At 38.4% G+C, this 26,509-nt stretch carries 16 protein-coding genes; 9 read left to right on the top strand and 7 right to left on the bottom strand.

All coding sequences use genetic code 11. The annotated features are described in order from the left end of the window. Nucleotides 1-3 precede the first annotated feature (3 nt). A complete protein-coding gene (locus AC1RJ8_RS01360) occupies nucleotides 4-3,171 on the bottom strand; it encodes a SusC/RagA family TonB-linked outer membrane protein (RefSeq protein WP_492952131.1) in 3,168 nt (1,055 codons plus the stop codon). A gap of 460 nt (nucleotides 3,172-3,631) precedes the next feature. Between AC1RJ8_RS01360 and AC1RJ8_RS01365 the strand changes: the two genes are divergently transcribed. Next, on the top strand, nucleotides 3,632-4,651 hold the full coding sequence (locus tag AC1RJ8_RS01365) for a LacI family DNA-binding transcriptional regulator (protein ID WP_492952130.1): 1,020 nt from the start codon (nucleotides 3,632-3,634) through the stop codon (nucleotides 4,649-4,651). Between the two features lie 153 nt (nucleotides 4,652-4,804). Here the strand turns inward: AC1RJ8_RS01365 and AC1RJ8_RS01370 are convergent, their stop codons facing one another. Next, nucleotides 4,805-6,034: an MFS transporter gene (locus AC1RJ8_RS01370; protein WP_492952129.1), complete on the bottom strand. Its 1,230-nt coding sequence runs from the start codon at nucleotides 6,032-6,034 to the stop codon at nucleotides 4,805-4,807. Nucleotides 6,035-6,204: 170 nt separating this feature from the next. Here AC1RJ8_RS01370 and AC1RJ8_RS01375 point away from each other — a divergent pair, with 170 nt between their 5' ends. The 3 genes from AC1RJ8_RS01375 to aqpZ all read left to right on the top strand — a co-directional run bounded on the left by AC1RJ8_RS01375 (nucleotide 6,205) and on the right by aqpZ (nucleotide 8,593). Continuing rightward, nucleotides 6,205-6,648: a MarR family winged helix-turn-helix transcriptional regulator gene (locus AC1RJ8_RS01375; RefSeq protein WP_492952128.1), complete on the top strand. Its 444-nt coding sequence runs from the start codon at nucleotides 6,205-6,207 to the stop codon at nucleotides 6,646-6,648. Nucleotides 6,649-6,694: 46 nt separating this feature from the next. After that, complete coding sequence (locus AC1RJ8_RS01380) at nucleotides 6,695-7,531, top strand: MBL fold metallo-hydrolase (protein WP_492952127.1); 837 nt, start codon at nucleotides 6,695-6,697, stop codon at nucleotides 7,529-7,531. 354 nt (nucleotides 7,532-7,885) lie between these two features. Continuing rightward, entirely contained in the window at nucleotides 7,886-8,593 is a 708-nt protein-coding gene (gene aqpZ, locus AC1RJ8_RS01385; RefSeq protein ID WP_477584917.1) for an aquaporin Z, read from the top strand. 73 nt (nucleotides 8,594-8,666) lie between these two features. Here aqpZ and AC1RJ8_RS01390 read toward each other — a convergent pair whose 3' ends face one another. Continuing rightward, nucleotides 8,667-9,179 carry a glutathione peroxidase gene (locus AC1RJ8_RS01390; RefSeq protein ID WP_057934336.1) on the bottom strand — a complete coding sequence of 171 codons (513 nt, stop codon included), beginning with the start codon at nucleotides 9,177-9,179 and terminating at the stop codon, nucleotides 8,667-8,669. Between the two features lie 577 nt (nucleotides 9,180-9,756). Between AC1RJ8_RS01390 and topA the strand changes: the two genes are divergently transcribed. Both topA and AC1RJ8_RS01400 read left to right on the top strand, forming a co-directional pair. Beyond that, a complete protein-coding gene (gene topA / locus AC1RJ8_RS01395; protein WP_492952126.1) occupies nucleotides 9,757-12,318 on the top strand; it encodes a type I DNA topoisomerase in 2,562 nt (853 codons plus the stop codon). A 134-nt stretch (nucleotides 12,319-12,452) separates the two neighbouring features. After that, nucleotides 12,453-12,857, top strand: coding sequence for a hypothetical protein (locus AC1RJ8_RS01400; RefSeq protein ID WP_492952125.1), 405 nt, complete (start codon nucleotides 12,453-12,455; stop codon nucleotides 12,855-12,857). Nucleotides 12,858-12,898: 41 nt separating this feature from the next. Here AC1RJ8_RS01400 and AC1RJ8_RS01405 read toward each other — a convergent pair whose 3' ends face one another. Continuing rightward, a complete protein-coding gene (locus AC1RJ8_RS01405; RefSeq protein ID WP_492952124.1) occupies nucleotides 12,899-14,053 on the bottom strand; it encodes an ATP-binding protein in 1,155 nt (384 codons plus the stop codon). A gap of 51 nt (nucleotides 14,054-14,104) precedes the next feature. Beyond that, on the bottom strand, nucleotides 14,105-14,527 hold the full coding sequence (locus tag AC1RJ8_RS01410; protein ID WP_492952123.1) for a nuclear transport factor 2 family protein: 423 nt from the start codon (nucleotides 14,525-14,527) through the stop codon (nucleotides 14,105-14,107). A 213-nt stretch (nucleotides 14,528-14,740) separates the two neighbouring features. On the opposite strand from AC1RJ8_RS01410, the gene AC1RJ8_RS01415 reads away from it, so the two are divergent. The 3 genes from AC1RJ8_RS01415 (at nucleotide 14,741) to pbpC (ending at nucleotide 24,286) form a co-directional block, all read left to right on the top strand. Beyond that, on the top strand, nucleotides 14,741-20,332 hold the full coding sequence (locus tag AC1RJ8_RS01415; RefSeq protein WP_492952122.1) for an alpha-2-macroglobulin family protein: 5,592 nt from the start codon (nucleotides 14,741-14,743) through the stop codon (nucleotides 20,330-20,332). Between the two features lie 813 nt (nucleotides 20,333-21,145). Next, on the top strand, nucleotides 21,146-21,781 hold the full coding sequence (locus AC1RJ8_RS01420) for a hypothetical protein (protein ID WP_492952121.1): 636 nt from the start codon (nucleotides 21,146-21,148) through the stop codon (nucleotides 21,779-21,781). 123 nt (nucleotides 21,782-21,904) lie between these two features. Continuing rightward, nucleotides 21,905-24,286, top strand: a complete 2,382-nt coding sequence (gene pbpC / locus AC1RJ8_RS01425; RefSeq protein ID WP_492952120.1) for a penicillin-binding protein 1C — start codon at nucleotides 21,905-21,907, stop codon at nucleotides 24,284-24,286. A 240-nt stretch (nucleotides 24,287-24,526) separates the two neighbouring features. On the opposite strand, the gene AC1RJ8_RS01430 is transcribed toward pbpC, so the two are convergent. Together AC1RJ8_RS01430 and AC1RJ8_RS01435 are read right to left on the bottom strand one after the other, a co-directional pair. Next, nucleotides 24,527-25,219, bottom strand: coding sequence for a lysoplasmalogenase (locus AC1RJ8_RS01430; RefSeq protein ID WP_492952119.1), 693 nt, complete (start codon nucleotides 25,217-25,219; stop codon nucleotides 24,527-24,529). Next, nucleotides 25,209-26,426, bottom strand: a complete 1,218-nt coding sequence (locus tag AC1RJ8_RS01435) for a sterol desaturase family protein (protein WP_492952118.1) — start codon at nucleotides 26,424-26,426, stop codon at nucleotides 25,209-25,211. The genes AC1RJ8_RS01430 and AC1RJ8_RS01435 overlap by 11 nt, the downstream gene beginning before the upstream one ends. Between the last annotated feature and the right edge of the window lie 83 nt (nucleotides 26,427-26,509).

Below are 26,509 nucleotides of genomic sequence, written 5' to 3' on the forward strand. Positions count from 1 at the left end.
TTATTAAAAATTAACGTTAACACCAAGATTGAAAACTTTAGATGACGGATAGAGTGATTGTAGTGGGAAAGTTTGATTTACCGTGTTTAAATTTTCCGGGTCTACATACATTTTAAACTTCGTCCAGGTGTATAAATTTTGTCCGTTTGCAAACACCCTTACACTACCAATTTTCAGTGCCGTTGTCCAGGCCTGTGGTAAAGTCCAGGCCAGTTCTACGTTTCTTAACTTAACATAAGCAGCATTCTGGAGGATAAAATCGTTAAGTGAATAATTTAAACCAGTGTATCCTCTTGCATGTAATGCCGGCCAGGTTGCAGTAGCTGCGTTTTCAGGCGTCCAGGCATTGAGCATAAACGGATACATCTGTTGCCCGTTATTTTGCTCAGTTAAAATTACGTTCGAACTTACATGGGCCACCCCCTGGAACATTACCGAAAGTGTAATGCCTTTATAGGCCAACCTTGGCGTAATACTGAAAATATATTCAGGATTTGGTGAATAACCGATTGAAGTTCTATCATCGGGTGTGATCACACCATCTCCATTTAAATCTTTAAATTTTAAATCACCAGGAATCGGTGTACCCCCCTGCGGCTTAACAGAAGCAGCAACATCAGCCGCTGAAGTATAAAAACCATCATTTAAATAGCCAATAAACTGACCTACGGGCTTACCTTCAGTTTTTTGAGCATCGGGTGTTCCAGCTGGCTCTGATGCGTTTTTTACAATGTTTTTAGCATAACTCAACTGTCCGTTAAGCCCGAAAGTAAACTGATCGATTTTACCCTGGTAATCCAGTTCTACTTCATAACCCTTATTGTAAACCACACCCACATTCAATGATGGATAAATGTGGCCAAATGATAAAAGCTGATCTTTTGGAGAAGTTAAAATGTCTTTACGGGTTTCATCAAATACATCCACATTTAGTTTCAGGGCATCATTTAAAAAACGTGCCTCCATACCTAAATTCCGTTTTGTTCCAGTTTCCCAGGTAATTTCGGGATTTCCCAATCCATTATCCGGAATATAGATTGTTGGATAAGTTGTTGGCGAATTTGGTGCACCAAATTGAAGCGCTGGAAAAACAGTAGTTGGAATTGAGGTATAACTGGTTAAGAATAAAAACCGGCCAATTCCCTGGTCGTTACCCACTAAACCATAACTACCCCTAAATTTTAAATACGTAATGGCATTGTTCTTTTTCCAGAAAGGTTCGTTAGAAACGGTCCATCCGGCAGAAAATGATGGAAAGAAACCATATTGCTGACTTGGAAAACCTAAGAAACCATCAAACGCAAAGTTTTCAGATCCATTGTAAGCTGCATTAAACTCTGCAAAATACCTTTGTGCATAATTATAGGTAACCCTACCAACCACACCCTGCGCAGCTCTTGGCGGTGCGGTATAAATATCTCCGCCATTGGTACGTACAAGCTGGCGTGTACCCAAAATTAAACCTGATACATTACTTTTACCAAAATCGCGGTCATAATAAAAACCTGTCTGCAGGTTATAATTCGTACTTCCCTGTGTAACGCTAATAATAGAGCTTAAAGGCTCATCACGGTTCCTTGTATCAGTTGAAAGTGTAACTGCACCCGATTTACGATCATATACATAAGCTGCCCAGTTGGCGTTTCTACGCTGCTGATTTATAAAATAAGAATCGTAACCAAAATTGGTTTTAAATGATAAACCTTTGGTAATAAATCCTAATTTATATTCGAGGTTAAAAGTACTTTCAATGGTATTACTATCATCATTACGTGTCCCATAGCGGGTTAAAATGGCATATGGATTCCAGATGTTGGTCCCTACGTTCGGGTTTGCCGTAATTCTGCCATCAGGCAAAGTAACAGGATAAGCATAAGCAGGAACCTGAAGAATACGCGAGATCATTCCTTCAATAGTGTCATAAGAGAATGCTGATGATGACAACAAACCCGATGGCTGATAGCGGTTAGAAAAACGCCCGCCCAATTTAATCCCAACGGTAAAATCTTTATTCAGCTGTAAATCAACATTCGAACGAAAATTGTAACGGCTAAAATTAGGAACAGTATTGATTCCGTAAGGTGAATCGAATTTTTTAAAAATACCATCCTGAAATGAATAACCTGCGGAAACAAAATATTTAGCAATTTTTGTTCCTCCGTTAATATTGATATTGTGAGCAGTTTGAGGATAAAACTTACGTGTTAAATAATCAAACCACTGCACATCAGGATAGCCGATCGGATCAGATCCGTCTTTAAACTTTTGAAGCTCATCATCGGCAAAAGGCGCTGCCTGACTGTCGTTCTTATAAGCCTGGTTTAATAAACGGGCATTATCATAAGCATTTAATCCAACGGCCAAACCCGTATAAGTCTGTAAAGCCACATTACCTGTGTAGGTAATCCGCGGTTTACCAATTTTCCCCTGCTTGGTCGTAATTACAATTACACCATTTGCTCCCCTGATGCCATAAATTGAGGTGGAAGCAGCATCTTTCAAAACGGTTACTGTTTCAATTTCACTTGGATCTACATCGGCAAAACTTGGTCTTTCAATCCCATCCACCACCACAATTGCCGAAGAATTATTATAAGTTGCCACGCCACGTACTTTAAGTGTTGAAGCATCGGCCCCTGGCTGACCACTGGTTTGAACAGCCTGCAAACCAGGTAACCTGCCAATTAAACTATTGGTTGGGTTTGGAGTTGGCGATTTCATGATATCTTCCGAACTGATCTGTGCAACAGCACCTGTTAAGGTCGATTTTTTCTGTGTACCATAACCAACCACCATTACTTCGTCCAATCCCTGTGCATCGTCTTCTATCGTTACGTTTATTACTGCTTTACCGGCAACTGCAACTTCTTTTGTGGCATACCCTACGTAAACAAAAACCAATACTGAGCTTCCGGTAGTACCTTTAATGGCATATTTTCCATTATCATCGGTAACAGCCCCGATCTGCGTTCCTTTTATCCTCACACTTACGCCCGGTAGCGTAATTCCCTTATTATCTTTCACTGTGCCTGTTACCGTCGTTTGCGCATAGGCTGTAAAAGAGTAACTGATCAGAAAAAGGAAAGTAAGGGTATAAAGCACTTTTAACCAGTGGGTTTTCTCAAACCCAACAGATGGTAAAGTACTTTTCAAATTGTAAAGTCTATCCATAATTGTAATAAATACTAAATCTATTTTGTTAAAATTTAATGCGTAATAAGTCCCTTATTAAACAGATTTGTAATTGTACAGATCCAGTTAATTCAGTCTAAAATATTGCCCACCATGTGCATGATCAGCGATAAGAAAAATGTTTGAGCCTTGCGGTTAAGCGTCTTGAGAATGGTATGATGTGGGCTTTGAAGCGTAATATTTTTGCGACAAAATAAAGTTAGTTTTTGCAACTAAACCCGATACTTCAGTAGATGCCCTTTTAAAACTGAAGTTAGTAAGTAATGATTTCATCATGTTTATTTGGTTAGTTTGTGTTTGTGATAACGAATTTAGAAAAGCTAAAAAGATTAAAACGTTTTAAAGTAGGTCAAAACGCAATAAAATCCACTGAAACTACATTTCAAACGTTTGAAATAATTGCGTTTTTTTTCTTAACTATGCATTGAGATTGGAAAAGATGACGAACAATACCCCTGTTACACTAAAATTCTTGGCTGAGAAGTTAAAGATGTCAGTATCAACAGTATCAAAAGCCCTTAACAACTACCCAACCATAAACGAATACACAAAAAAACGTGTTCAGGAAATGGCTCGCGATTTGCATTTTACACCCAATAAATCAGCTATTAATTTAAAGGAAAAAAGGTCGCGCATTATTGGTATAATCTTACCCAATCTTTTAGATCACTTTTTTACCAGAAGTATTTATGGTGTGGAGCAGTTTGCTACTCAAAATGGATACAATGTAATCATCAGTCAATCTCACGATGATCTGGAAAAAGAGATTCAGTCTGCAAATATGTTGCTGCGAAGCCGTGTGGACGGCTTAATTGTAGCTATTTCGAAACATACACAAGATTTTGCGCATTTAGACCAGTTCGAAAATATGGGCATTCCGGTGGTGTATTATACCCGAAACCCAAGTTTTAACTTAAGCTGCCATAAAGTACTGGGCAATACTTTTCAGGGCTGTTACCAGGCCACAAAGTTTTTAATAGACAGAGGACATAAAAAGATCGCTTATTTGGGCGGCCCAAAAATGATTAATTTTACACACGATCGCTTTAATGGTTACATCAACGCGCTAAAAGATAATCAGGTACCTTTTTCATCAGAACTGGTTGCTTATACTGATTTTGATAAAGAAAATACAATTTCAGCAATTAAAAACTTGTTTGCCAATCCAGAAAATATGCCTACAGCGCTTGTGGCTTTTAAAGAGCCTATCCTGTTTGATGCGATAAAATACCTCAGATCGATAAATCACCCCAACTTTAACGAAATTGAATGTATAGGCTTTGGGAACACTTCTTTTATCAGTTACCTTGATTCACCACCAATTGCTTCGATAGAAGAAAACCCCGAATCGGTAGGCGAAAATGCGATTAAACTGTTGATACAATTGATTAATAAAGAAATCGACATCAAAAATTACCAAAAAGTAATGGTCGATTGTAAGTTGATTGTGCATAGGTAGTGGCGTTTGGCGCTAAGCGGCTAAACAATGCGCCTTATCCAAGCGATTGTCACCCTGAATTTATTTCAGGGTCTATCATATGCAAGAAAGATGCTGAAATAAATTCAGCATGACGATTCTAATAGAAATACTAAAGAAAATTTAAGGCACATATTAATTTAACGACATTGCACTGCCCTTCAATTGATTCCTATGTTTTTCATTGTACACAAACGCAGCTACAATCAACAACCCCGCAACCCCTTCAAAAGCAACTACAACCTGTGTACCAAAAAGATGTGCCAGATAGCCCATTAATAAGCTCCCTATTGGTAACACCCCCTGGTAAGCCATAATATAGTAACTTAAAGTCCTTCCCCTCATTACGTCGTCGGCATGGGTCTGCAGATAAGTATTGATCGATGAGGTTTGCGCCATTAAACCCAGAGCAGCTAAACCAGTACAGATTAAGGCCAGAATAAGTGATGGTGATATAGCCAGTGCCACAACTGAAATGGCCAGCAAAATACCCGACATCATTACAATTTTCTGCAAATTCTGATTCACCTTTAAGGTAGCCATGTAAATGGCCCCAAAAAAGGCTCCGAACCCTGCCGCACTTTCAAACCAGCCAAATGTTGTAGCATTTCCATTAAAAATATCTTTGGCAAAAACAGGCAATAAAGTAGTGAAAGGGATAACCAATAAACTCGATGCGGCCATCATTAATACCATTGAGGCTAAGTCTGGCGATGATTTAAGGTAATCGTAACCTTTTTTCAGGTCGATCCAGATATTTTCTTTCGATTTTTGATGTGCAGTAAGTTTAAGCTTCATCATTACCATACAACCTAATACCGCAATAAAGCTTACAAAATTGATCAGGAAACACACATCCTCTCCTAAGGTACTTAAAATGACCCCTGCCAGCGCTGGTCCGATTAGCCTGGCTGCATTAAACATGGAAGAGTTGAGCGCAATGGCATTTGGCAAATCTTCTTTATCATCAATTAAATTTACCATTAACGATTGACGGGCGGTAACATCAAAAGCATTTACCAAGCCCTGAACCAGCGAAAGTGCTGCAATCCAGAACATATCATATACTTTAAACCAGATCATCAAAGCCAGGGCACCAGCCTGTAACATCAGGATCACCTGGGTAATCACCAATATCTTATACTTATTATGCCTATCTACATAACTCCCCGCATATGGTGCCAGCACCAGCGAAGGAATTAAACTCAAAAAAGTGATCAATCCCAGCAAAAAAGCCGACCCTGTTAAACGGTAAACCAACCAGCTGATGGCTACACGCTGCATCCATGTACCGATTAACGAAATAGCCTGACCTGTAAAAAATAACCTGTAATTGTAATGCCTTAGCGAACGAAAAATACTCATGTTTAAAATAGTAAAGTAACTTTACAAAAGTACAAAACCAAGCTTTAACTTTAAAACCGAAAACGAGTATTTTTATCACTCTAAAATCATAATTACATGATATAAGAAAATAAATTTGCATTTTCTATAAAATTAAAAGCTTATATTTGTAAAGTTTATTTACCATTAACATGCCAACCCAAACACAAGATATTGCAGCGAAGTTAAGAAGCACCGTTACCCGCTTAACCAGACAGCTACGCAAACAGAACGTAAGTTCGGACTTTAGTAACGCCGAACTGCTAACGATGTCGCTGCTCGAGCAACATGGTAAAATGTTATCAACCGAATTAGCCGATATGGAAAGAGTATCTAAACAAGCTATTTCGCAGATCATTAACCGCTTGTCCGATGCCAAATGCGTAGAACGTTTTCCAAGTGAAGAAGATAAGCGAAAAGTTTTTATCGGCTTAACCAAGCTTGGTGAAAAACACATTATTGCCAGCAGAAAAATAAAAGAAGAATGGCTGGTACAAACCATGGAGAAAATTTTTTCTTCGGAAGAAATCAACCTGATCCAGGCTTTCCTGCCACTCCTCTCGCGCCTGGTAGAACACAACGGTGCAAGAGTATAATTTTGCTTTTTCCTTCACCAAATAAGCCTTATCTTGCAGGCTGAAAATGGCACTATATTTTACATCAATCAATTCGGGCAGTAATGGCAATTGTTACTATGTAGGTAACGATAATGAAGCTATTTTGGTTGATGTAGGCCTCACCTGTAAAGAGGTCGAAATAAGGATGAACCGTTTAGGTTTATCAATTAGTAAACTAAAAGCCATTTTTATCTCACACGAGCATAGCGACCACATTAAGGGGCTAGCCGTGTTTGCTAAAAAACACAAACTCCCGGTTTACATTAGCACCGCTACCCTAAAAAGCAGTCGGTTGGTTTTGGATACAAACAATATCTTTTCATTAAGCCATTTACAGCACATTCAGATTGGCGATTTAAAGATTTCTGCCTTTTCTAAATTTCATGATGCTGCTGATCCTTATAGTTTTACTGTTGAATGTAACGAGGTAAGAGTGGGTGTTTTTACAGATATAGGCTCGGTATGCGATCGTTTAATCGCCCATTTCAAAAACTGCCATGCCGCTTTCTTAGAAGCTAACTACGATACGGCGATGCTGGAAAATGGCCGATACCCTTATTTTTTGAAGCGGAGGATTACAAGCGGTCACGGTCACTTAAGTAACACACAGGCCCTGGAGCTCTTCACGAACCATAAAGCTCCGTACATGAGTCACTTATTATTGAGCCACTTATCAAAAGATAATAACGACCCAGAGCTGGTTGAAAATCTTTTTAAAAATGTTGCTGGCAATACTTTCGTTAAAGTAGCTTCAAGATATGAGGAAACAGCGCTGTATTACGTTAGCAATAATGAAAACACACCCGAAGCTTACAATTTTGACCCTAGCCTATACCAGCCAGAACAGCTTAACCTGTTTTAAACCCCTAAAACCAAAAACACTTTGCCTTTTTATATCAATTTAGTTACAGTAGGGCTTATTTTGAGCAAAAAATAGCGATTGAATGGACAAAACCATAATTACCCGCAAAAATTGTAAATAATTTTATTTTTCATACAAACATTTTATTCTAATATGGGTTTTATATAAACTTCATAAATAGTTTGTTTGGTTTATTGGGGCTTATGGATTTAAGCCCCTTTCTCTTGCCTAAAACGCTGTAACCATCAGACTAAAATCACCAGAACTTTACTCCATTCTATATTCTAAATTTTTAGTTATATTCGATTGACAATCAATCTGATATAATATTTAAACCTTTAAATAATAAATTATATGGAGACAAGTAAACTTTCTAAATTCAGTGCCGAATTTCTAGGCACGCTTGTGTTGGTTTTAATGGGTTGTGGTAGCGCGGTTATAGCTGGTGCAAATGGCACAACCGGTGTTGGCTTATTGGGCATATCTTTTGCCTTTGGCTTATCAGTTACGGCTATGGCTTATGCTATTGGGCACATTTCAGGCTGTCACATTAATCCGGCAATTTCAATCGGAATGGTAATCGCTGGCCGGATGAAAATTACTGAAGCTGCTTATTACATTGTGGCTCAGGTACTAGGGGGCATTGCAGGCGCATTTATTTTACTGCAAATTGCCTCAGGAAAGCCAGAATATTCTTTGGCAACAAATGGATTAGGGCAAAATGGTTTTGCAGCACTATCTCCACAACATTATAGCCTACATGCTGGCTTTATTGCCGAAATTGTACTCACTTTTATTTTCTTACTGGTTATTTTTGGCTCAACCTCTACTAAAAATATCAACGGCGGCTTTGCAGGACTTGCAATTGGCTTAAGTTTAACACTAATTCATATTGTTGGTATTCCGGTAACGGGTGTATCAGTAAATCCGGCAAGAAGTATCGGTCCTGCACTTTTGGTTGGCGGAGAAGCTTTAAGCCAGGTTTGGCTCTTTATTGTAGCACCCATTATTGGTGCTGCGCTCAGTGCCTTAGTTTGGAAAACTGTTTTGGAGAAAAACTGATAAGGTAAAAGGCGGCAGGCTTAAGGGCTGGAAGGAAAAACCTTCTACCTTAAACCTTCCGCCTTCCCGCTTTTTATAGGTTCTTTACAATCGCTTCGTCAGTAGGTTTTGTTTTAGAACGGAAACGGTGTACCAATTCTCCTTTTTCATTGATTAAAAATTTCTCAAAGTTCCATTTAATATCACCTTGCTCTTCTGTATTGGTTTGAGAAGTTAAGTACTTAAACAATGGGCTGATATCATCACCTTTTACACTGCTTTTCTCAGCAAGCAAAAACGAAACATTATACTTCCCAGTACAAAATTCTTTAATCTCTGCATTGGTAGAAAATTCCTGTCCGCCAAAGTTACCCGCAGGGAAACCAATTAATACTACCTTTTTGCCGTATTGCTTTTGAAGTTTTTCCAAATCTTCATACTGTGGGGTAAAACCACATTTAGAAGCTGTGTTAACAATTAAGATTTTTTTGCCTTTAAATTTCGATAGTTTAATTTCTTTACCATCAATGGTTTTAAAGCTGAAATCGTAAACATTTTTTGGTGGAGATACCAATAAGTTTAATAGGATTAAAATTGTGCTGATCATCGTCGTTTTATTTTTATATACGAATATAGGCACAAATAGGTTGTGTTAACGTAACGTTGTTGTAAATTATGGGATATGGATAATTAAAGCGTTTAAGGTTTTGAGTTTGAAAATGAAAGCAGGATTTCATCGCTCAGATGAAAAGTTTTTTTGATTAGGAAATTGAAGGTAGTGGTTCTTGGCGGTTACAGCCCCGCTATCGCTTATAGTCCTCGCTGCGCTCCGGGCTATTCCGCTCTATCTGGTTTAATTAACAAAGCGTGAAGCCATTTTATACCTTCAGCTTGGCACAACGCCATTAAAACCTAAATAGCAGTACTACACAGGCCACCTAAACCCGACCGAAGCGAAAAACCCGCAGACCGAGGAACGAGGTTGAGGATTTGTAGTAAAGGGCGGGACAAAGCCTTACCTACAAATTACTAATATTGCTTTTCAAAAAAAGATTAAAACCACATTAAAATCAACCTATAAACCAACATATTTCCTTTGCAATTAATAAAAAAAATATATTAAATTCTCCTCAGGTTTGGATTTATGCTTTAATTATAGCTTTATTTGCACAAAAACGTATTTCATGGCCAAAAATTTATTAATCGTCGAGTCACCCGCAAAAGCTAAAACTATAGAAGGCTACCTAGGCAAAGATTTTCTTGTAAAATCTAGCTACGGCCACATCCGCGATTTAGTTAAAGGTGATATGGCCATTGATATCAAAAATAATTTTGCGCAGACATACGAGGTACCCGCCGACAAAAAAAACATTGTCGCCGAGTTAAAAAAACTAGCTAAGGAAGCCGAAATGGTATGGTTAGCGTCCGATGAGGACCGTGAGGGAGAAGCTATTTCGTGGCACTTATTCGAAACTTTAGGCCTAAAAGTGGAGAAAACAAAACGCATCGTTTTTCATGAAATTACCAAACCAGCAATCTTAAAAGCAATCGATAGTCCGCGGGGAATTGATTATAACCTGGTAAATGCCCAACAGGCACGCCGTGTATTAGATCGTTTGGTGGGTTTCGAACTTTCTCCGGTATTATGGAAAAAGGTAAAACCATCATTATCTGCAGGCCGTGTACAATCAGTTGCTGTACGTTTAATTGTTGATCGAGAAAGAGAAGTTTTAAACTTTAACGCAGCTGCAGCCTATAAAATTACTGCCCAGTTTTCTACCGGTAAAGGAAGAGAAATTGTAAAGGCAGAATTGCCACAACGTTTCGAAAATGAGGCTGATGCTGAAAAATTTCTTCAGGACTGTGTAGATGCCAAATTCGACATTACGAGTTTAGAAACAAGGCCTGCAAAACGTAATCCGGCAGCGCCGTTTACCACCTCAACGTTACAACAGGAAGCTTCCAGAAAATTAGGTTTTTCGGTAGCCAGAACCATGCAGGTTGCACAAAGACTGTACGAAGCAGGTAAAATTACCTACATGAGAACAGACTCTGTAAACTTATCAGAAACGGCATTAAACGCCGCTGCTGCTGAGATTAAATCTGCGTATGGCGATAAATACCATCAACATCGCGTTTATAAAACAAAATCGGCCGGCGCGCAGGAAGCACACGAAGCCATCCGCCCTACTTATTTCGACAGGCATAGTGTAGACGGCGATATTTCGGAAAAACGTTTGTACGATTTAATCTGGAAACGTTCAATTGCTTCACAAATGAGCGAAGCATTATTCGAAAAAACAACCGCTCAAATTACGGCTTCAACCCGAAAAGAACATTTAGTTGCTGAAGGTGAGGTATTAAAATTTGATGGTTTCTTAAAAGTTTATCTGGAATCTACTGATGATGAAGAAAACGAAGAAAAAGAAGGTGGCGCAATTTTACCTCCTTTAAGCAAGGGGCAGGAACTATTTTTAAAAGAAATGCAGGCAACCGAGCGTTATTCGCGTCCGCCTGCAAGATATACAGAGGCCAGTTTGGTTAAAAAACTAGAAGAACTGGGCATTGGCCGTCCATCTACTTACGCACCAACCATTTCTACAGTACAAAACCGTGGTTATGTGGTTAAAGAAGATAGAGATGGCAAACAACGTAAGTTTACTTCTATCATTTTAGCTGATGGACAAGTAAAAAAAGAAATAAAATCAGAAATTACCGGTGCGGAGAAATCAAAACTCTTCCCTACCGATATTGGTGAGGTAGTAAACGATTTCTTGGTAGAACATTTCAAAGGCATTGTCGATTTTAACTTCACAGCAAAGGTGGAGAAAGAATTTGATGAAATTGCGCAAGGTTTACAAGAGTGGACCAAAATGCTGCACTCATTCTATAATCCATTTCATACCGAAGTAGAAACAACGCTTGAAACGGCAGAACGGGCCACTGGCGAGCGCTTGTTGGGCTTAGATCCTGCTACTGGTAAAAATGTATATACCAAGGTTGGTAAATTCGGACCATTGGTTCAAATTGGTGAGCTTGATGAAGAGGAAAAGCCTCGGTACGCCAGCTTAATGCGCACACAATCTGTTGCAACCATTACTTTAGATGATGCGCTGGAGCTATTTAAACTTCCTTTCCAACTACCTGATTTTGAAGGGAAAGAAGTAATGATCGGGGTTGGCCGTTTTGGCCCATACGTTAAATGGGGCGAAAGTTTTATTTCCCTTCCTAAAAACGAGGAACCTTTATCGGTAACATATGAAAGAGCGGTTGAAATTATCCGCCAGAAAATGGACGATGATGCACCTATTGCTTATTATGAAGGTTTAGGCGTAACAAAAGGAAAAGGCCGCTTTGGCCCTTTTATTAAATGGAACGACCTATTTATCAATATTCCAGCAAAAGGATACGATTTCGACAATTTAACACAAGAAGATATTAATACCTTAATCGGCAAAAAAGTAGAAAAAGAGGCCAACAGATATATTAAAACCTGGGATGCTGAAAAAATTTCTATCGAAAATGGCCGTTGGGGACCGTTTATCCGTTTTGGCAAGTTGATGCTTAAATTGAGAAATAACGAGTCTACAAAGCAAAAATATACACCAGAAGAATTGGTTGATATTGATCTGGAAGTAGTTAAGAAAATGATTGTAGAGCAGGTGCCCAATGCTTTCGAAACGAAGAAAAAAGCACCTGCAAAGAAAAAAGCCCCAGCTAAAAAGGCTGTAGCGAAGAAAAAATAGTTAACAGCGCGTCACCCTGAACTTGTTTCAGGGTCTCTGTTTGAGAAAGATGCTGACCACGAAGTAGCTACAAGGCAATTGAAAACACTATTTCTACTTGTAAAACAAGTTCAGCATGACGACAAATAATGGTTATGAAAGCAGATTTACCAGAAAATACAGTTGAAGATATCGCAATGGCCGTTGTATTGATGGGCGAAACACCTGAAGTAAAAAGCTGGACGGTTTATCTCGTTAATTTAAAAAACGAACCGATAACCAATGTTCTAATTAGCTCTAAAGGTTATGGTGAAAAAGACGGAAAGCAGGTAAAAACTTCTGTTTTAAGGCATTTTGTAGGCGATTTGGAGGCAAATTCTTTTACAGGAGTGGAAGCCATAGATCCTGAAGTTTTCGGTTTAACCAACGAATATTGGCTAAGCTATTACATTGGCAGCACCATTTATGATAAGAAATTCATTTTTTTGCCTGAAAGCATCATTGATTCTAACCTGATTAAAATCCCATTGGTAAACAGACCTGGAGTGATGATAAAGTAGTCATTAGTTGAGAGTCCTAAACCCGCGATAAAAGGCTACTGTTATTCCCAGCCCATACTGTTCCAGGGATAGATATTAATATTAGTACTTCTCATCTGCGATTCAATTCCTGCATATATTATTGTTCCCCCTGTTCCAGATGTTAATTTATTCCAAAAATTAATTCCCTTAAAGTAATCGGTATTTATCGTTTTACCAGCTTTAATTTCTATTGGGTAAAGCGTACCTGCTTCATCAATTAAAACATCAATCTCATTGCCTACATTATCCCTCCAAAAATATAGATTATCGGTTAGTCCCAAATTAAATCTTGACTTCAGCATTTCTATAATAACCATATTTTCAAAGAGACTTCCCTTACTTGGGTGAGTATCTAATTGTAGTTCATTCTGTATCCCTAGTAAGGCGGTTGCCAATCCAGTATCATAAAAATATAATTTCGGCATTTTAACTATGCGTTTATTAAAATTTTGATGATGAGGTTTCAGTAAATGTATCACGAAACTACTTTCAAGAACCCCAATCCACGAAGCTATTGTTTTACTATCTACACCAACTTCAATCCCTAAACTATTCATGTTTAATAATTGTCCAATCCTACCCGCACATAATCTTAAAAATCTTTCGAACAATGACAAATTGGTAATATTCTTTATCTGTCTCACATCTTTTTCCAAATATGTATTTATATAGTTTTGATGCCATTTGTTGGGTGGGATATTTTGATCATAAATAGGTGGATATCCGCCCTTTAGAATAAAACCGTTAACATTTTCATTAAACATGTTTGCTGATTTTAATTCTGAGATAGAAAGCGGTAAAAGTTTAATATAAGCCACCCTACCCGCTAAGCTTTGTACGATGCTTTCCTGAAGTAAAAAATTATTAGATCCTGTAATAATGAATTTCCCTTTAGATGTCGATTCATCCAGAATTTGTTGTATATAAGAAAAGAGTTTAGGGGTTCTCTGCGCTTCATCTAAGATAGCGCCATCAGGAAATTGACTCAAAAACCCACGTGGATCATCTTCAGCGTATAAGCGCGTATCCGGGTTTTCTAAAGAAACATAGGGTTTCTCTGGAAAAACATTTCTGGTTAAGGTAGTTTTGCCAGATTGCCTTGGACCAATTACAGCTATTGATTTAAATTGGTTACTTAACTCAAGTAATTCTTTTTTAGCAATTCTTTCAATCATATTATAAATTTACAATTTCGGAATCAAATTCCGAAATTGTAAAAAAAATATTTATAATACTTTAACCGCTTGTCTGCCAATTAATTTCCATCCTGATTTTTCTTTGCTCCAGATTAAAAGAATATACAATTTCACATTTCCTGGCACATTTTTATCATTTGTTTTGGCATTTAGTGTATGACGAACCAAAGCTGTTTTGTTTTGAACTATAACAGTCTGATCAGTTAAATTAATATCCACAAAATCAGATTCTCCAGAAAGTAACGAGTGCATAAATTCCTGCTTGGTTTGAATCTTTCCACTCGAATGGCCGTAACTTAGGTTATTCAAAATTATTTTATCAAGTGCTAAACTATCAGGGTTAACCATTAATTTGGTTAACTTGGATACAGCATCTTCTACTGCTGTTTTTTGAGCAAAACAAAAGCTGGTCGAAAATAATAAGCCCGAAAAAATCAAGAGTTTCTTTATCATATCTGGTTGTATTGGGGTTAATGTTGTAAACTTATCCAAAACCATGCAAAGGAACAAACCCTAAGCGTTAATTTTCAACATAATTTATTTTAACGTGAATTTTAGTTAATTTTCGGATGAAATATAGGGTTTCGGCTGCAAAGGATAAATTGCGGCACATCTATTGCTTTTACCGCACCATTATATTTCCATTTATCTTAACGAATTTCAAACATGGAACAACCATCTACCTACCAATCTTCCTCTAAAAAGAAATTTATCTTCATCGGACTACTTGCTGTTTCTATAGCAGCAATTGTATTTATCTATTTTAATAGAAAGAAAAAAAATCATGAAGAAAATCAGGCTTATGCAAAATATATCGAAGCCTATACTTCAGGAACCATTTCAAAAAAGAGTTTTATCAGGGTTCACCTGGCAAATGCGGCAACAGGCATGCAGGATCTGGGCAAAGCAGATTCACGCGAACTTTTCGATTTTTCCCCTTCTATCTCGGGCAAAACCTACTGGATAGATCCACAGACGGTTGAATTTAGACCTGATGAAAACCTTAAACCAGGTAAAAACTACGAAGCAACATTCAAACTTTCGGAGGTTTCTGCTACAGAAAAAGGCCTTGAAGATTTCGACTTTGAATTTAAAGTAATTACTCCAGGCATGATGCTTTCTCAAAACGGGTTGGTTTCGCAGAACAATACTGCGATGGATTACATGAAATTAACCGGCGAAGTGGCTACTGCCGATGTGGAAGAAACCAGTAAAATAGAGAAAACAATTTCTTTAGATTTTGACCAAAAGTTAAAGATTAAATGGCAACACGATCCGGCAAAAAACACCTCTAAATTTACCATCGACAGCATAAAAAAGACTGGAAACGACCAAAATTTAAAAATAGACTGGGATGGCGATGCCATTGACGCAGAACAAAAAGGAGAAGTAGAAATCCGCGTTCCGGCGATAAATAAATTCGAAATCCTGGACATGAAGGCCATCCAGGGCGAAGAAGATTATGCATTGGTACAGTTTTCTGAACCGATTGGCGTAGGACAGGATTTAACCGGTATGATTACGCTCGGTAACCTGAGCGACTTAAGGTATACTATTGATGCCAGTCAGGTTAAAGTTTATGCTGCCGAAGAACTTAAAGGCAATTATACTTTAAGTGTAAATGCAGGAGTAGAAAACATCAATGCGAAAACACTTCCAAACGGTAAAGTAGCCAATCTAGTTTTCGAGGATAAATTACCATCAGTTACCATTGCGGGTGCAGGTACAATCTTACCTAACTCCGGAAAGCTGGTTCTACCTTTCGAAGCGATTAATTTAAAGGCTGTTGATGTTACCGTCATCAAAATTTACGAAAACAACATCCCGCAGTTTTTTCAAACTAACAGCTATAAAGATGGCAACGAACTGCGTAGGGTAGCGAAACCCATTCTGCAAAAAACGGTGCGATTAGATGAAGACAAGGCACTTAACCTCCATAAAAAGAACCGTTTCACCCTCGATCTTGACAAGATGATCCGTACAGAACCAGGTGCAATGTACCGGGTTACCATCGCTTTCAGACAGGAATACAATGCCTACAACTGTAAAACCGGGGAAGAAAAAACCGATGGTAGTGAGGAAGAGGCCGAATATGGAGACTACGAAGGTTATGGCGAAAAGATTGATGAAGACGATGACTTTTGGCAGCGCTACAATAATTATTACCCGCCAAATTACAGGTGGAATGATAAAGACAATCCATGTACACCATCTTTTTATACCAACCAGCGCTGGGCCAGCAGAAACTTAATTGCTTCGAACATTGGCTTGGTGGCCAAACGTGGTAACGATAACAGTATGCTTATTGTTGCAACAGATTTATTGACGGCAAAACCATTAAGTGGTGTAAACCTTGAGTTAATGGACTACCAGAAACAGATCATATTCACAACTAAAACTGATGGTGATGGTTTTGCAAGTTTTGACCTGAAACGTCAGCCTTTCTTATTAATCGCCAAAAATGGCTCAGAACGCGGTTACCTTAAATTAGATGATGGAAGCTCACTTCCGCTAAGCCGCTTCGATGTGAGCGGCGATGTGGTTCAAAGTGGCTTAAAAGGCTTTATTTACGGCGAGCGTGGCGTTTGGCGACCAGGCGACAGTTTATTTGTTTCTTTCGTGCTGGAAGATAAACTGAAAAAACTTCCGGCTAATTATCCGGTAACGATGGAATTCTATAACCCAAAAGGTCAGCTTTATAAAAGATTAATCAATGGCAAACCTTTAAATGGATTCTACACCTTTAAAACCGCTACTGAAAGTACAGCGCCTACGGGCAACTGGATGGCAAAAGTTAAAGCAGGTGGCGCTACATTTACCAAAACCCTAAAAATCGAAACCGTAATGCCAAACCGTTTGAAAATTGATTTCAACGTTGGTAATAGAACATATTTAAGCTCGGGAACATCAGCCGCTACCTTATCGGCCAAATGGCTATTCGGTGCAGTTGCGCAAAACTTAAAAGCGAAGGTTGATGTAAACTTAAACACTACAGAAACCAAATTTAAGGGTTTTGAGGGCTTTAGTTTCGATAACCCAACGGTTAACTTCGAATCGCAGGTTAAAACCATTTTCGAAGGCATTTTAAACCAGAACGGTACAGCTCAGATTAACACCAACCTCAATCAGAATAATACAGCTCCTGGTGTGTTAAGGGCAAACTTTACGACCAAAGTTTTCGAGCCAGGAGGTAATTTTAGCATCGATAATTTTAGCATCCCTTATCACGTATATAGCAGTTATTTGGGTATCCGACCAGAAAAAGGCGACCGTTTGAGTGGCATGCTGGTTACTGGTAAAGCGCATAAAATCGAAATAGTAAATGTAAATACCGATGGAAAACTGTTAAGCGGAACCAAAACCGTTCAGGTAGAATTATATAAAACACAATGGCGTTGGTGGTGGGAACAGGATGATCAATATACCTATGCCAACTTTACCCAAAATCAGTATAATAAACTGGTAGAAAGCCATCAGGTAAACTTGTTCAACGGAAAAGGAAGCTGGAATTTACGCGTTGATGAACCAGAATGGGGCCGCTATTTGATTTTAGTACGCGATGTAAATGGTGGGCACGTTACCGGTAAATCTGTTTATGTAGATTGGCCGGGCTGGGCACAGCGTGAGCAAGGCAGCAACCCAACTGAAGCATCTATGTTATCGTTCACAGCCAACAAAGAAAAATTCACCGTTGGAGATGATATTACCTTAACTATCCCAACGGGTAAAAATGGAAGAGCATTAATTTCTATTGAAAATGGAAGCCGTGTATTAAAAACCTTCTGGATAGATACCAAAGCCGGACAAACGCAATTTAAATTTAAGGCAGAGAAAGAAATGGCACCTAATGTTTTTGCCAATATCACTTTACTACAACCGCATGCACAAACGCTTAACGATCTACCAATCAGGATGTATGGGGCTATTCCGCTTTCGGTAGAAGATCCGCAAACCATCCTAAAACCAACCATAAAAATGTTGGATAAAATCAAGCCTGAGACCGAAAACACCATTACTGTTGCTGAGCAGAACGGTAAAGCTATGACTTACACCATTGCCCTAGTAGATGAAGGATTACTCGACTTAACACGCTTTAAAACACCTGATCCACATGGTGCATTTTATGCCCGCGAAGGTTTAGGCGTAAAAACGTGGGATTTATTCGACTATGTGCTTGGTGCGTGGGGAGGAAATTTAGAACGCATTTTAAGCATTGGTGGTGATGGTAGCGTCAACAAGAACTTAAATCCAGCAAAAGCCAACCGTTTTAAAGCAGTGGTTAAATTTATGGGGCCATTTACCATCGGCAAAGGCGAAAGTAAAACACACAAATTTAAATTACCCCAGTACATTGGTGCAGTAAGAGCTATGGTAGTTGCCGGGCAGGATGCCGCATATGGTTTTACAGAAAAATCGGTTCAGGTTAAAAAGCCGTTAATGGTTTTGGCTACTTTACCAAGGGTTATCGGTCCGGGAGAAAGTTTCACCTTACCAGTAACCGTTTTTGCCACAGAGAACAACCTGAAAAATGTATCCGTACAACTCCAGGCAAGTAATTTAATCGTTCAGGGCACCAATAAACAACAGCTTTACTACAAACAAACAGGCGAGCAAATGACCTATTTCGAAGTGAAAGCGCCAAACACAGTGGGTATTGCCAAAGTAAAAGTGATTGCACAAAGCGGAGCTGAAAAAACGGTTTACGATGTGGAAATGGATATCAGAAATCCAAATCCATACATAACCAATGTGGTGTCGGCAACCGTTCAGCCGCATACTAAATGGGCTATAAACTATCTGCCAATTGGTATGACGGGTACAAACTCCGGTTCACTAGAAGTCTCCTCTATCCCTGCGATTAACCTTGGTAAAAGATTGAGTTACCTTATCCAATATCCGCATGGCTGTATTGAGCAAACTACTTCGGGTATATTTCCTCAACTCTTTTTGGATAGATTGAGTCCGTTGAGTGAACAACAAAAAGCCACCACAGAGAAAAACATTAAAGCCGGTATAAACAGGCTGAAAGGGTTCCAAACTACAGAGGGCGGTTTGTCTTACTGGCCTGGCGAAGGTACTTCTGATGAATGGGGAAGCAATTATGCCGGACATTTCCTGGTTGAAGCACAAAATGCTGGTTACACCCTTCCAGTTGGCCTTTTAGATGAACTATTGCGTTACCAAAAATCAAAAGCAGCAAACTGGGCGCCAAACAGTAATAATTTTTATGGAGGCGATTTGTCTCAGGCCTATCGTTTGTACATGCTTGCATTAGCTAAAAAACCTGAAATGGCAGCAATGAACCGTTTAAAAGCTTTTGAATATTTATCAATCGCTGCAAAATGGCGATTGGCAGCTGCTTATAAACTGGCCGGACAAAATGATGTGGCTCAAAATATGATCAGAGGTTTAGATACATCCATTCAGGCTTACAAACAATTGGGTGGGACTTATGGCTCTGATGTACGCGATGAAGCCATGATTTTAGAAACCCTTACCCTACTCGGGCAGAAAGCAAAAGCTGCAAGTTTACTACAACCTTTAGCTGCTAAACTTGGCGAAAATACCTGGTATAGCACGCAAACAACCGCTTATAGTTTGTTGGCTATTGCTAAATTCTGTGGTTCAAATCAGTCGGCTAATAAATTGCAATATCAGTATGTACTAGACGGAAAATCGGCACCGGTAAGTTCGAATCAATACATCAGCAGTACGCCTGTAACCTTTAAAGGAAATACAGCTTCTGTTACGAATAACGGCAATAATGTATTATTTGTCCGTTTGGTTTTAGAAGGACAGCCAATTGCTGGTCAGAACAATTTCTTACCAAACCGACCTGAAGTATTGGATATGAGCGTGACTTACAAACGTTTAAACGGTAAAGTACTGGATCCGACTACCTTAAAACAGGGAACAGATTTTTATGCAGAGGTAACCGTAAAAAATCCTGGCAGAATGGGATATTATGAACAAATGGCGCTCACACAGATTTTCCCTTCAGGTTGGGAAATCATCAATACCCGCGTTAACGATAATCAGAGCATTTTAGCCTCATCTCCTTTTACTTATCAGGATATCAGAGATGACCGTGTTTTCACCTATTTTAATGTTAGGGAAGGTGAAAGTTTAGTTTATAAAGTGTTGCTTAACGCATCTTATCTGGGTAAATATTACTTATCGGCCGTTCAATGCGAAGCGATGTACAATAATGATATTTCGGCAACTGAAGCTGGCAAATGGGTGCAGGTTGTGAAGTAAGGGATTGGTGTAAATTGCTAATGGTTCGTGGAGACACGAACCATGGCATAAAGTTTATTTCAAAGCCTCGGTTCGTGTCTCCACGAACCGAAACTTGAAAAAATACAGCCAGTCCACATTTGTATCTCCATAAACCGAAATTTAATGACAATGGATAAATTATTTGAAGCCAGAAGAAAGAATTACATTGAAATCAGACAAATTTACTCTTGGACAGCAACGATAAACAAATGGCAAAAATTATTGTATAGAAATGAATTTAAGGATATTATATTGAATTCATTTGAATACCTGAGTAGATTAAACAAGATTGATGTTTTCGCGTTTGTAATTATGCCTAATCATATTCATACCATATGGAGAATCAATTAATTAAATGGGAAAGAAACAGCACAAGGCTCATTTTTAAAATACTCAGCACATGAGTTCAAAAAACTATTAAGTCCAAATGAGCTCAGCAATTATCATACAAATTCCATTAATAAAAATTATGAATTTTGGCAAAGAGATCCTTTAGCAATACATTTATATACTCCAGAAGTTGCATATCAAAAACTGGATTATTTGCATAATAACCCCTGTACGGAGCATTGGCAATTAGCAACAGAACCAGAAGATTATTTGTACTCATCAGCTTCCTTTTACGAAAAGAACAAAACTAATTATTCGTTTCTAAGTGATTTAAGATTAGAATTTTTATAAACACATAAGTGGTTCGTGGAGACACGAACCATGGCAACAGCAAAACAAAATATTGGTCGTAGCGTCTCGCTACGACCAATCGAAGAATATACAAAACAGAAATCAGCCCGAATGAAAATTATATTTACAATTCTTGTTTTTTTTATTCCCTTGTGTTCAATTGCACAAAAAACCGCAATTGTATCCGACAGTAACTACCAGATGGGATATGTTTACCTTAAAGGAGCGTTTAAACCAAAAGTACTTGCCGAAAACGACTTAAATTTTAATCTGTTAACTTATTTAACTACTTATTTAAATAAAAAAAATGTTGAAAATAAGGAATTAGAAAATTTTGACTTTAAAGAGCTTGAGTATTTTTCTCAGCGATATAAATATAAAAAAATGGTTGCCTATGCTGAAGATTTCTGTATCAAAAATAACCTGGATCAGATTATAATTATCAGAACAAAAAATGCCTACACCTTAGCAGATCCTATGCGAATGTTTTTTGGTTTCGATCACGATTTTGGCATTGCAACATTGAGCATGTATGATAAACGACCGATGTTGTTCTATAATCTTTCGATCATCAGGTATTTAAAAGGAAGTAATGATTTTAAAGTACTCCTGGAGCCTGGCTACAAAAATCAAAAATTCGATGATGTGGTTTTTGATAAAGAAAACTACAAACTTATAAACGATAAAGTTTTAATCCATTTTCAGCCCGTTTTTGAAGCCATATTAAATAAGGCGCTTGATAAATAAATTTATAAAGCGCATAATCCTGTTTGTAGCGCTCGTATCTAGTTATAGTGTCGTGCTACGACCTTCGAAAATAAAAAATAATAAACGTCTTAACGAGGCGATAAAACCAGCGTTAAAAATTAAATGAATAAAATCCCAAAAGCTTTCCTCATTTCCGATCTCATCTGCTTTGTCCTGATTTTGGCATTTCTTTTTTCGCTGCCCTCAAAATTATTTAAAACGCCTACTTCCTTTGTAATCGAAGCCAGCAATGGCAATTTATTAAGCGCAGCCATTGCCAGCGACGGACAATGGCGATTCCCAGTAGCAGACATTGTTCCTGTAAAATTTAAAGATTGTATCATTGCTTTCGAGGATAAGCGGTTCTATAGTCACTTTGGCATTGATTTTTTAGCCATGAGCAGGGCCATGCGGCAAAACTGGAAGGCAAAAAGTGTGGTTAGTGGCGGTAGTACATTAAGCATGCAGGTAATCCGATTATCGCGAAAACAAGACCGAACGGTTTGGCAGAAATTATTGGAAGTGATTTTAGCCATTCGCTTGGAAACAAAATATTCAAAAGCGGAAATTATTGGACTATACGCAGCAAATGCGCCCTTCGGCAGTAATGTTGTGGGTTTAGAAGCGGCAAGTTGGCGCTATTACGGTCGCAATGCAAAAACCCTATCATGGGGCGAAATGGCAACATTAGCAGTATTGCCCAATAGTCCTTCTTTGGTCCATCCTGGTAAAAACTCAACGCGGTTAATTAAAAAAAGAAACGATTTATTAGATAAGCTGGCTAAGTTAAGATACATCGATCAGGCAACAGCTAATTTAGCTAAGCTAGAACCCGTTCCGGGCAAGCCTATGCCCCTGCCCCAAAATGCACCGCATCTGTTAAACCGTTTTAAAGTAGAACGAGCGAACCTTAAAATTCCCTTTACCAGAATTACATCTACGCTGGATGAAAATATCCAACTAAAAGTTAATGCCATATTAAAACGGTACAACAACCGCTACCGGGCAAACGACATTAATAATATTTCGGCGCTGGTACTCAATGCCAAAACTGGTCAAGTGGTAAGTTATGTAGGCAATATTTACCAGCCCGAAAATACTGACCTGCAAAGCCACGTGGATATGATTAAAGCGCCACGAAGTCCTGGCAGTACCTTAAAACCTTTGCTTTATGCGAGTATGATGAATGATGGCTTTATTTTGCCGCACACTTTAGTTCCCGATATCCCAACTCAAATAGCGGGTTATTCACCACAAAATTATGATTTGGGCTATGATGGTGCCATTGCTGCCGATAAAGCGTTGAGCCGCTCTTTAAACATCCCTGCGGTGAAAATGTTGCAGCAATATAAATACGAACGATTTTACGATAAACTAAAAAAACTGGGAATAGGAACACTTAACCAACCAGCAGATCATTATGGCCTGTCTTTAATTTTAGGCGGTAGCGAAGTTACGATGTGGGATCTGGCCAACACCTACATGGGCATGGTGCGTACGCTAAATCATTTCAATACCTATAAAGGTTTGTATAACCCTGAAGATTATAAACCTGCAAGCTATTTCAATAGTGAAAATAAAGATGAAAGAGATTATCAGCGCACCTCCTTTTTAGATCACGGCGCTATTTGGGCTACTTTTAATGCAATGGAAGAGGTAATGCGGCCAGGCGATGAAGGTTTATGGGAGCAATTTTCTTCTTCGCAAAGAGTTGCCTGGAAAACAGGAACGAGTTTCGGTTTTCGCGATGCCTGGGCTGTTGGCTTAACACCAAATTATGTGGTTTGTGTTTGGGTGGGCAATGCCGATGGAGAAGGAAGGCCTGGCCTGGTAGGGATTGAAGCAGCTGCCCCAGTTCTATTTGACATTTTCAGGTTACTGCCTAATGGAAAATGGTTCGAAACACCAGTCACCAAACTTAAAAAGATAAAAATATGCAAACAGAGCGGTTATAAGGCTGGAGAATACTGTACAAATGTGACAGAAGAATTAGTGCCGGTTGCAGGAGAAAAAACGGCCGTTTGTCCTTTCCATAAATTGGTTCATTTGGACAGAACAGGCACGTTTAGGGTTACCGACCAATGTGAAAGCATAACCCATATGTTACATAAAAACTGGTTTATTTTACCACCAGCTATGGAATATTATTATAAAATAAAGAATAGCGATTATAAATCCCTTCCTCCTTTTAAAAGTGGCTGCGACCTTTCAGGCGGTAACAGTGTAATGGAGGTAATTTACCCGAAAAACAATGCAATAGTTTACATCCCCTTAGAACTAGATGGAACAAGAGGCAAAATTGTAATTAATGCAGCCCACAGAAATTCAGGCGTTAAAATACATTGGCATATTGATAATGAATATGTTAGCACTACTACTAACTTTCATCAACTGGCCATTAGTCCTCCGCCTGGTAGACATACTTTAACCCTGGTTGACGAAAATGGAGAACGACTGGTGCAAACTTTTACGGTTTTAGACAAGGAAAAGAAAGGTGGAAGGTAGAGGGTGATAAGCTGGAGGGTTTAAGCGCTCAAGCACTAACACCGTTTTATATTTGGCTTGTTTTCAACTGTGCAAAGTGCTATAAAACCTGATCAAGTGGTAATCCTTTTTAATTTCCAGTAACTTACCTTTTTAGCGCAGCATTAAAAAAATTGGAACGATAGCAGGACTGCTTCAACAGATTACCATAGAAACCTGCTTTTCGAAAACTTCAAAGATTAAATGGCTTAAGTAAATCTGTTATACTTCGGTTCTTGTAACCACTAACTGACGAGAAATGGTTCCATAAACAATCAGATACTGCGCAATCATATAACTTGCCATAATTAAAGCCCCACTTTGCGGAATGGGCTGAGCGAATTTATTCACGGCCAACACACTGTCTGACAGTAAGAAAAACAGTGCCCCATATAGAATAAGTTTAAAGCTGAAAATATTCACTTTCCCGTACCGGTTAACAGCCATAATAGCCATAACCGTGATAATAATGGCATACATTAAAACGGGGAACTGCATTGCGCCTAGTTTTGGCTGCAGGTAGAAAAACAGACCTGAACAAAAAATAGCAAATGCGCCCACAGCCCACAAAAAATAAGGTGTTTTGTGATTGGGATTCGATCTATGATCAAGTGTAAATGCCCTGATGTAAAAAATATGGCAGGCAACGAAAGCGATTAACCCATAGATAAAAAAACTTGGTTTACCGCTTTGAAACATCAGCAAAATATCACCAGCCCAAGCAAAAATTAATCCGATGAAAATTCTCTTATGGAAACGCCCTTTCAAGTTTGTGCTCAGATAAAGCCATACTAAAAGCACCACCACAATTAATGGCTTAGAGAAATTTCGGAGCTCAATATTATTGGCATATTCGGCATATAGCTGAATTACAAATACGAGGAAAAATATAAATGAAAATAGCTTAGTCTTCATCAGGGTTGGGATTTGCCTTTTGCAAATTAAAAAACCAAATTACGGATATTAACTGGATTGCCACAAAAATTACTTGATATCCGATCGGAAATTTCAAAAATAAAACCAGCAAAACACCAAACAGCAGCCTAAAATATTCGAACCTAATTTGCCATATCTTTTGTTCTAATAAAGCACCACAGGTAATTAATGTGAATATAGTAAAAATAGCTCCTGATACTAAATCAATGGTTTCCATTTTCTGATAAGAAAACAATATCGCAGAACCAGCAGTTAAAGCAATTAAAAACTGAATCAGGACGTAACCCGTTAACTTTGATTGATAGGCTGGATTATACTTTTTATAGGTTTCTGCATCTATTTCAGGCGCATGTTGAAATCCACCCAGGTGTACTGGAAACCAGCCAGGCGGTTTAAGAAAAACTTTAATTTTATCACTGAATTTAGGTGATTGTTTTGCTGTTGTAACCAGATCATCCCAATAATGAAGATTCGCCCAAACGGGATTCCAGCTGGCTAAGGGTTTGGTGATGCCATAATAAACCGCTTCTTCTTCTTTCTGAAAAGTACCAAAAAAGCGGTCCCATATAATCAATGTACCAGCGTGGTTTTTATCGATATATTTTGGATTAGAGCCATGATGTACCCGATGATGTGAAGGTGTGTTTAAAATATACTCTAAAAAGCCCAAACTTTTAATGGCTCTGGTATGAATCCAAAACTGATACAAAGTATTGAAAGAACTTAGTGTTAAGAACATAATCGGATCAAAACCAACAAATGCCAATGGAAGGTAAAACACCCAGCTAAACCAGCCCTGAAACCAGCTTTGCCGTAAAGCCACGGTTAAATTATATTCTTCTGATTGGTGGTGTACAATATGTGCTGCCCATAAAGCATTTACTTCGTGGCTCATCCGATGAAACCAATAATAGAAAAAATCGACGCCAATAAATAGCAGTATCCAAACCCATATTGTTTTGGGTAATTCAAATAAACGCCAGTGCTCAAAAATATATTTGTAGCCAAAAAACAATGCGGTTTTCATAAATATCCCGGTGAGCTGTTGCCCTATACCCTGACTTAAATTGGCAATACTATCATTAAGCCGATAATAATTTAGTTTTTTATAAAAATTATAGGCCAATTCTATTCCGATCAGAATAAAAAACACGGGTACAGATAACGCAATGTAATCTACTTTCATATAAATGCGAAGAAAATATTTGGCTAGCAATATTTACCTTACAATTTAGAAATTTTTTAGGTCAACATAAAATCCAATTCATG

The sequence above is a fragment of the Pedobacter sp. GW822-FHT03F06 genome, assembly GCF_058801365.1.